We start from the raw sequence: 6,984 nt of genomic DNA on the forward strand, positions 1-6,984 counted from the left end.
TTTCGAGATAGAGGCAGCATGAACACCCCCGTTCTGTACGGTCCCATCGGCCGCGCGGTCCGCAAGATCTCCCCGTTCCTGGAAGCGGACGCCCTGGGGGTGTACGTAGCCGCCCTGTCGATGTGGTCAGCCGCCATCGGCGGAACCGTCAAGGTCTCCTCCCGTGGCTCCGCCCGGCCCGTGCTCCTGTGGAGTGCGTTGGTCGCTGGCACAGGCAGGGGGAAGGGAACCGCGCTGCGCGCCGCGCTTCACGTCCTGGACGCTTCCCTAGGCCGCTTCCTGGCTACCCACACCACCTCCGGCATCACCTCCGGGGCGAGCATGGTCAACCACCTGTGGGAGCAACAGGAAGCCACGGTCGAGACCGAACACGGCCGTGACGTGCGCACGTTGGTGGTCGAAGAGGAATGGTCGGAAGTGCTCCGCAGGGTCAAGCGTGACGCTTCCTTCACGACCAAACTCCGCGCAGCCTGGGACGGCGCGACTTTGAGGAACACCACCAAGGAAGAGGCGCAGGAAGTCCGCGACCCCGGCATGGTCCTCCACGCTCACGTGACGCCCTCCGACTGGTCCAAGTACGTAGGCCAGTCCGAAGCGGCAGGCGGCTCGTACAACCGCATCCTGCCCTTTCTGCTCGGCTCCGTGCCCATGCTCGATGACGACCGCGTGAGCCTGCCGAAGGTGGACGGCTCCGAACTGTCCGACGCTTACGGGTGGGCCACCGCCCGCCCCCGCGTGATCACTCTCTCCGGGGACGCCCGGCCGCTTTGGCGGACCGTTCGCCGGTACGCCCGCATCCTGGGCGAGAGCTTGCCGGAGGCGCAGGCCGTGTTCATCGAGCGGACCGCAGAGCAGACGCTCAGGGTGGCCGCCTGCCTCGCGGCCTCCGAGTGCTCCGAGACCATCACGGAAGAGATCTTGTCGGCCGCCTTCACCCTGGTACGCCGCTCCGTTCAGGACGCCGTGAGCATCACAGCAGGTCAGCGCGTAAATGGCGGCGCCGCCGCTTACGTGAAGCGGCAGCCACTCAGCCTCGCGGACAAGGTCCGCGCCCGGATTGAACTGCACGGCGGTCGGGCCACGTCGTCTCAGGTGCTCCCGTACGTGGGGGCAACGGCCGCAGAGGTCAAGGCGCTGCCTGATGTGGTGGTGACCGTAGACCGCTCCGGGAAGACTGGCCGTCCCGCCACCGTATTCACGCTGCGCGGTGACACTCCCGTTCACGGAGAGCAGCCAGGTCCGACTCCTCAGCCGATGCCGGCCGCTCCAGAGCGTGAGCAGAACCGGGCCACGGTTGTGCAGATAGACGCCTACCGCCCGGCGCCCAAGCAGGCCCCGAAGCCGCAGCCGGTGAAGCGGTCGGAACCGCTCGCCGACTCCAATCCCTTCCTTGCCCTGCTCTAATCAACCAACGGAACGCCCCGGCTCAAATAGGCCGGGGCGTTCTTGCTTTGCTTTGGCTCAGCTCACCACAGCGCGAGCGATCAAAGTTCCGATGTGGTCGGGCTCGGGAGCGTCGAGCACCCGCGCTTCCGCTTCCTTGAATCCGGCTTTGAGCAGGAGGGTTTCCCACTTCCGGGGCGTGTAGCTGTAGCGGTACGTGTACATGGCCTTGCCCGCGAAACCGCCCTTGTACATGCCCTGCGGGCCGTAGGCGCCGGGGATGGCCGGGGGGTGGGAGAACGTGAGCACACCGCCAGGGTTCAACCGCTCAGCAATCAAAGGAAGCAGCTTGGCCGGATCGGTGAACCACACGGCCCCGAAGATCGAGTACACGGCGTCGTACGTCTCTGTCGTGCTGCTCAAGTGGTCCAGCACCTCAGCGCAGACGAACCGCGCTCCCAACGGGCCCCACCGTTCGGTGGTGTTCGCGACCATGACGGGCGAGAGGTCCACACCGGTTGTCTTCACGCCCTTCTGCGCGAGGTAGGCGAGCGCTCGCCCCGTGCCGCATCCGATTTCCAGTGCGGTTGCCGGATCTCCCAGCAGTTCGGGGCCCGGCCCATGCCCGCTGTACTGCGTCCAGCAGAAGACGGGATCGGATTCGAACACCTTGTCCTTGGTGCTCTCCGCGAAGGTGTCCCAGAGTTCGCGTTCGCTGTCGATGTCGTGTCGTGCGGGCAACGGGGCTTCCTCTGTGTCGGGGCGGGCAAGAGGGTGCCCCCGCCCCTCGTGCGGAGTTGGGGGCGAGGGCACTCTAGTCCCGCGTCAGTGGCTGTCGGGGACCTTGTTGTCACACGGCGAGCAGTCGGACGCGTCCACCTCCCACAGCTCGTCATCGACGGTGAATCCGTTCTTGCGCAGCAGTTCGGCCGTGCGCATCACGGTGCCGTCCCGGCGGCGCTCGATCAGCGGGGCGTGGTGCTTGTACCGCCCGCCGTTGTACTCCTCGCACAGCGCGAAGTAGAGCGGCGTGTCGAGGATGAGCTGATGGACGCCTACATCCACGGTCTTGCCGACGCCCATGTCCACGCCGGGGCATTCCATGGCGGTGATCAGGTACGCGATGCCCTGGCCGAGGATGCGCTCGGCCAGGCTGCGAACGGCCACGCTGTCACGCAGCAGAAGCGCGACTTCTCGCTCCCACAGGTCGGCCACGTCCACGTCTGCGACCAGATGCGGCACGCGTTCCTGTACCGCGTTGAGGATGATGCGCGGATCACGGGTCCGCGTCTGAACTGCTGTGCTCATCGTGCGTCTCCTCCTGCTGTGGAGTGGTGCACTGCACTTGCTGACCCGACCGGTCGACTCCGCTTCACGGTGGCGTGCGACCGGTCGGGCGTTGTGCCCCGCTCCCCACTGGGGAGCCTCACTGACCAGTGGGGAACGGGAACTCATGGATGCGCTGAGGCGAGCTTCCCGGCAGCCGCCATGACCAATAGCGCCACGGCTGTTCCCCACGTCAGCAGGGCCAGGATTCCGCCCCAGAACGACCCGTCGCGGCTGACCTTCCAGCCCCGTAATCGGCTCACCGACTGACACCGAGCGAGGCGAGGCTGCGCACATGACGGTTGTGCTTGACCAGGGCTCTGAGCTGAATCAACTCCCGGTCATTGGCGGCACGGACGGCCACGGTGCGGGTGTGCCAGCGAAGCCCTGAAGGACGCGTGAGGGTCAACTTCGTGCCGTGCTGCGCGTGGACCACGCCCACCAACTGGCTTCCCCGATCGAACACCGCCGCGCCCCGTTTCCAGTCCGCTACGGGGGCCGTCCTGGGCCTAGGTGAGTTCGTCATCCTCAATGCCTCCGGTCCGCTTCATCTCTTGCGGATACGGTGCAACCGGACGCTATCTCAGCCCAGGGACAGGGTGTGCGAGTGCTCAAATCAGGTAGGACGTAGCGTCCTAGTTACCTCTCGATCTCCAAGCGAACTGCTAGATCCCTGATGGGGGAACTACGGCGACGTTCGCGTTCCCGCAACTCCGCTACGAGGTGCCGGGACGTGGAGTGGTAGCGCATCCACTCAGGGGCTGTCTGTTCAGCGGCGAGCAGGGCCCTTGTCGCTTCGGTGTCGCGGTTCATCTCCGCGTATGCCAGGGCCCGGTCCAGATGATGCCGGGCAAGCCAAGTGGGAGGCAGGCTGGCCGCGTTGGTAATGCGCTTAGCGTGGCGCAGGGCCTTGTCCGGTTTCCCCATGTCCACGTACGCGTTCACCGCAGCGACTCCGGCATTCGTCGGGCCGAAGGGTGTTGCGTAGTCGAGTCGGTCAACACCGATGCGCGCGGCCGCTGCTGTGGCCAGCGAGAGCAACTCTTCGGCGCTGTCAGTGCGTTCCGCCCGGACTGCGGCAGTGGCGCCACGAAGCAAGAGAATCCCCCACAGAGACAAATCGATGGGGGCCGACCTGAAACCAGGCTCGATGCGCTCCGCCATCCGAACCGCGACCTCTTCGGCGTCCGCCACTCGACCTTGCTTGGAGAAGATCCAAGAGAGCGAGGAGACGCCGATGATCTCCAAGCGCGGATCGTCGGACTGCTGCGCCGCAGCCATGGACCGCTCCAGAGCCGTGTAGGCCGCATCCTCCTTGCCGAACGCGGTGAGCGTCGTAGCCGCTACCTGATACGCCTCAGCGAGCACTGCGTAGGCCGCCGTGCGGTCGGCACCCGTGTACTCATGGACGGCAGCACGGGCATCCGCCAGCAAGGTTGGCAGTAGGGCAGTGATCTTTGTTAACTCGCCCTGACGGCGGATGCGTTCGGTACTGCGGATGCTGTCGCGCAGTTGAGGGATCGTCGGAGCTGGCGCGCCCTCCGGGTCGCCTAGCCCGGGGAATCCTGAGAGAGGCGTAACCGCTTGTCGCAGCGTCAGGAGGCTCGGCGGCTCTGCTCCATTGCTTGGCTCCAGCACCCGGGGCGCCCCGAGGAGCACGGAGGTCTCCACGTCCAGTGCCCGCGCGAACTTGTTGAGTGTGGTCATGCGCGCGGTCATCCGCTGGTTCTGCTCCAGCTTCCGCACCGTGTCCACGCTGAGAAGCGCCTTCTCGGCAAGCTGCTCCTGAGTCAGGCCACGCCGCATGCGCAGCTCGACCAGCCGTTCCCCAAGTGTTGTCGCCATGGCCCTGCCTGTCGGGAGAGTGAGCGCCTAGAGCTACGGTACGCCCGCGCCGCTGAGGCGGTTGGAGATCTCCGGGCGGCAGGCGTTGGCCACGTGACCAACGCATGACCAACAGCAGTCCGAAACAGCCCGAAACAGGGGGAATGCATGACCAACGACAGCCGTCAACTCTGCGGCGTGTCGCCTACGTTCCCACAGGTCAGCTAGCTAATATGCTGGTGCCCGAGTGGAGAGTTCAAGTCCCCCCTCGGACACCGGCGAGGAGCCCCAGCGATTGCTGGGGCTCCTTCGTTTTTCCGTGCACGTGCGTTTTCCCGTGCGCGTGCTTTCCCGTGCCCGACGACGGCCGGGCCCGGGCGGCCCGTGCGTATCATCTGGCGGATGATCACGAACCAGTCCCGGCGCACGGCGCCGGCGGTCTCCTCCGCCCCCTGCCGGATCACCGTCTGCCGCGGCTGCTGCTGCGGGGACGCCCGGAAGGTGCCGGGGGTCGATCACGCGGGGCAGATCCCGCGGCTGCGGGCCGCGTTGGGCGATGCCGCGCAGGTGCGGGCGTCCGAGTGCCTGGACGTGTGCGACCAGGCGAACGTGGTGGTCGTCCAGCCGTCGGCCGCCGGTCGGGCGGCCGGGGGCAGGCCCGTGTGGCTGGGGCTGGTCAACGACGACGACGCGCTCGCGGACATAGCCGCCTGGGTCCGGGCCGGCGGGCCCGGGCTGGCGGAGCCGCCGGGGGTGCTGGACCTCTACGCGTTCACGGTGTCCCGGCGGGTGGGGAAGGCCGTGGAGGGGTAATCCGCGTCCTTCCCCGCCGCCCCGCTAGCCGCGCTCGGCCGCCGCGGCCGCCTTCTCCAGCTGGAACGCCTCGTTCCCCAGGCCGATGCTGCCGTGCACCCCGGGCCGCACGTATTTGAGGACGATGCCGTAGCCGATGCCGGCGACGACGGCCGCGCCGATGGTGCCGGGCAGGATCCAGCGCAGGGGCGACCCCGGGTCGGCGCCGAGGAGGACGTCGAAGTCCTTGACCGCGTACGCGGCGATGACGAGGAGGGCGGCGCCGGCGACGCCGGAGGCGATGAGGCGGGGCGCCTGGGTCCGCGCGGCGCCGCGCCGTACGAAGAAGGCGATGACGGCGGCGGACGCGGCGGCCATCAGCACGATGACGCCGAGGGCGCCGACGTTGCCGCTCCAGGTGAACAGGCGCAGGACGGGCGCGGTGGGGTCGCCGTGCGGGCGGCCGTCGGTCAGCGCGAAGAGGAGCACGGCGAGGAGCGACACGCCGCTCTGCAGCAGGGATCCGTGGGCCGGGGCGCCGCTCGCCCGGGAGGTGCGGCCGACGGCGGCGGGCAGCAGGCCCTCGCGGCCCATGGCGAAGGCGTAGCGGGCGACGACGTTGTGGAAGCTGAGCATGGCGGCGAACATGCCGGTCACGTAGAAGAGGTGCATGACGTCGGTGAAGGTGCCGCCGAGCCGGTCCTCGGTGAGGCCGAAGAGGAGGTCCGGTCCCTGTTCCTGGGCGAGGCCGACGATGTGCCCGGGCCCGGCGGCGACGCTGAGGGCCCACGAGCTGAGGGCGAAGAAGAGGGCGACGAAGCCGACGGCGAGGAAGGTGACGCGGGCGACGACGACGTTCGGGCGGCTGGTCTCCTCGGCGTAGACGGCGGCCTGCTCGAAGCCGACGAAGGCGGCGATGGTGAAGCAGAGGGCGGTGCCGAGCCCGCCGCCGCCGAGGGTGGCGGGGTCGAAGGCGTGGAGGGAGACGCCCTCCGGGCCGGGGCTCGCGACGCCCGCGACGTCGAACGCGACGACCATCACGCACTCGATGAGCAGCAGCACGCCGAGGACCTTGGCGCTGAGGTCTATCTTCAGCCAGCCGAGGACGCCGACGACGAGGACGGCGGCCAGGGCGGGGACCCACCAGGCGACGGCGATGCCGAGGTGTTTGCCGAGCAGGCCGGAGAGTTCGTAGCCGAAGATGCCGTAGATGCCGAACTGCATGGGGCTGTAGGCGACGAGGGCGACGACGGAGGCGGCCGCGCCGGCGGTGCCGCCGAGGCCGCGGGCGATGTAGGCGTAGAAGGCGCCGGCGTTGTGGACGTGGCGGCTCATCTCGGCGTAGCCGAAGCTGAAGAGCGTCAGCACGACGCCGAGGATGACGAAGAGCAGGGGCTGCCCGACGATGGCCATCGTGCCGTACGTGGTGGGCATGACCCCGGCCGTCACCATGAGGGGCGCGCTGGCGGCGACCACGGACAGGAGCAGGCCGGGGAGCCCTATGCGGTCGGCGCGCAGGCGTCTCTCCTGGCCCTTGAACGTGCTGATCTCGCTCGTCGTGCCCGTCGTCATGGCGGGGTGGTCCTTCCCGTGGGGAGAGCGGGGACAGTGGTGCGGGGGGGGGGGGGGGCCGCGGGCTGCCGGGGGGGGGTCAGGCGG

Annotated in this window: 6 protein-coding genes; 2 read left to right on the top strand and 4 right to left on the bottom strand. The window is 68.5% G+C overall.

Features of this window, described 5'->3' with window-relative positions:
* Positions 1-18 precede the first annotated feature (18 nt).
* Positions 19-1,404: a DUF3987 domain-containing protein gene (locus ACOTKD_RS34855; RefSeq protein ID WP_424893000.1), complete on the top strand. Its 1,386-nt coding sequence runs from the start codon at positions 19-21 to the stop codon at positions 1,402-1,404.
* 57 nt (positions 1,405-1,461) lie between these two features.
* Here the strand turns inward: ACOTKD_RS34855 and ACOTKD_RS34860 are convergent, their stop codons facing one another.
* The 3 genes from ACOTKD_RS34860 to ACOTKD_RS34870 all read right to left on the bottom strand — a co-directional run bounded on the left by ACOTKD_RS34860 (position 1,462) and on the right by ACOTKD_RS34870 (position 4,554).
* Positions 1,462-2,124 (bottom strand): class I SAM-dependent methyltransferase, encoded by a 663-nt coding sequence (locus tag ACOTKD_RS34860; RefSeq protein WP_424893001.1) that lies wholly within the window; start codon positions 2,122-2,124, stop codon positions 1,462-1,464.
* An 84-nt stretch (positions 2,125-2,208) separates the two neighbouring features.
* Positions 2,209-2,691, bottom strand: a complete 483-nt coding sequence (locus tag ACOTKD_RS34865) for a hypothetical protein (RefSeq protein WP_424893003.1) — start codon at positions 2,689-2,691, stop codon at positions 2,209-2,211.
* 657 nt (positions 2,692-3,348) lie between these two features.
* A complete protein-coding gene (locus ACOTKD_RS34870) occupies positions 3,349-4,554 on the bottom strand; it encodes a helix-turn-helix domain-containing protein (protein WP_424893004.1) in 1,206 nt (401 codons plus the stop codon).
* Positions 4,555-4,935: 381 nt separating this feature from the next.
* Between ACOTKD_RS34870 and ACOTKD_RS34875 the strand changes: the two genes are divergently transcribed.
* Complete coding sequence (locus tag ACOTKD_RS34875) at positions 4,936-5,346, top strand: hypothetical protein (protein WP_030367603.1); 411 nt, start codon at positions 4,936-4,938, stop codon at positions 5,344-5,346.
* Positions 5,347-5,370: 24 nt separating this feature from the next.
* Here the strand turns inward: ACOTKD_RS34875 and ACOTKD_RS34880 are convergent, their stop codons facing one another.
* Positions 5,371-6,897, bottom strand: coding sequence for an APC family permease (locus ACOTKD_RS34880; protein WP_424893005.1), 1,527 nt, complete (start codon positions 6,895-6,897; stop codon positions 5,371-5,373).
* Positions 6,898-6,984: the final 87 nt, after the last annotated feature.

Source organism: Streptomyces sp. XH2 (genome assembly GCF_049725035.1).
Lineage (GTDB): Bacteria > Actinomycetota > Actinomycetes > Streptomycetales > Streptomycetaceae > Streptomyces > Streptomyces roseoverticillatus.